The 1,591-nt window shown below is 67.8% G+C and carries 3 protein-coding genes; 2 read left to right on the plus strand and 1 reads right to left on the minus strand.

Translation table 11 applies throughout. From position 1 onward, the window contains the following. On the minus strand, nucleotides 1-293 hold a 293-nt coding region (locus AC5RWU_RS24175; RefSeq protein WP_493986708.1), incomplete at its 3' end, for a helix-turn-helix domain-containing protein. Nucleotides 294-801: 508 nt separating this feature from the next. On the opposite strand from AC5RWU_RS24175, the gene AC5RWU_RS24180 reads away from it, so the two are divergent. Together AC5RWU_RS24180 and AC5RWU_RS24185 are read left to right on the plus strand one after the other, a co-directional pair. Then, nucleotides 802-924 (plus strand): hypothetical protein, encoded by a 123-nt coding sequence (locus tag AC5RWU_RS24180; protein ID WP_494002578.1) that lies wholly within the window; start codon nucleotides 802-804, stop codon nucleotides 922-924. A gap of 142 nt (nucleotides 925-1,066) precedes the next feature. After that, nucleotides 1,067-1,285, plus strand: coding sequence for a hypothetical protein (locus AC5RWU_RS24185; protein WP_493986710.1), 219 nt, complete (start codon nucleotides 1,067-1,069; stop codon nucleotides 1,283-1,285). Nucleotides 1,286-1,591: the final 306 nt, after the last annotated feature.

Below are 1,591 nucleotides of genomic sequence, written 5' to 3' on the forward strand. Positions count from 1 at the left end.
GGACGACACTGTCGATTCTCGCACCGGATCCGCACCCGGGGAAGGTCCTCCCCGCCGTCCCCTGGCTGTGGCCGGACCTGCGCTGTGGTCAGAGCGGGGGCGCAGACCAGGGCGTTGTCCAGGTACCGTGCCAGGGCGTCTCTGCTGATCCGGTAGGTGTGTCCGACCTGTACCGCGGGCAGGCGCGCGTTGCGGATCATCCGGTAGACGGTCATGCGGGAGACCCGCAGCCGGGCGGCGACCTGCGCGACACTGAGCAGGACGTCATTACCGGCGGTGAAGTCATCTCTCATTGTTCCCCCCATGGTTGGCTGCCCGAAGATGCGAAACCGTACCGGCCCTGAGAGGACCGGTTGACTACGGACTGTAGGGAAAACACAGCTGCACGTACAGGGCGGCCGTGACCTTTCCGTAACAATAAGGCCGGATCCCGGGATCCGGGCCCCTGATTATCCGGGCCTGCCCGGCGCACTTTCCGGCCGACGACCGGAGCGCCCGGCAGCAGGCAGGAACGGGCCGCACCGGGGAAAACAGGGCCCACCGGCAATCACAGGCCACCGGCGGTCCCGGCGGTCCCGGCGCCGGCCGGCGGTTCTGCCGGTGCCGGCGTCATAATCCGCTTCCGGGGTGTAAGGTGACCGCAGTCACAGGTACGTTGCTGGCCCGGGCAGCCTCGCACCCGCCGCAGCGGCGCTGACCTGCCCTGACGGCTCAATGAGGAACCTTGGGGGAGAACCATGACCGGCAGATTCGAGATTGTGCGGGACGGGGACAGGAAACTGCGGTTCAGGCTGACCGACGGTGAGGGCCGTCCGGTCGTCTTTTCCGGTCTTCGAGCACATGCCGCAGGTGGCCGCGGCCATCACGGCGGTGCGGGAAAGCGCTGCGACGGCACCGGTGATCGACCGGACGCGCACCGTCTAGGCCCTTGCCGTCCGACCTGCCGCAGCGCCGCCGGGGAACCGTCTCCGGCCCAAAGCCGCGGGGCGCTTCAGCGCTGCGGCCTGCGCGGCGCTTCGGGAATTACCTTCAGTTGCATCCGGCACGGAACAGAAGAACAGCCGCTATGGGACAGTTGCCGATTCAGCAGTGGTGGGACCTGCTTGACCCCGGCACACAAGAATGGCTGCTGCGGAACCCGGGATGCGTGGTCCTGCCCCGCACACTCGCCAATGCCATCCATCAGGCCGCCGGCGATATGGGGCAGAACCGGCACGGCGAAGTGCAGCTCACCCCGGCCGATCAGGACTTCCTGAGGGCCAAAGCCCGCACTGCTGCAATGTAAGCCCCCTTTGCACCCCCAAGTGGTGGGATTCGCGGTCCTGCCGCACTGGCCAGGGCCAGGGCGCCACGCAGAACACAGCGAGCATACGGCGCGGGCCCTGTGGTTTCCCTGCAGGGCCGGGAGCCGGGTGACTTCCGGACGGTCAGCGGGTGCGGTGCAGATCGTAGTCGCTGTGATGCAGCAGCTTGGGGCGGCCGCCCACGCCCTCAATGATCCACACCATCCCGTGGTCGGGGACGGTGTGGTCGACCTGCCCGAAGTAATGGATGAAGCCGTTGCGCCGGGCTTCGATCCGATCGCCCGGAT

The organism is Arthrobacter sp. B0427-1-12 (assembly GCF_059092905.1).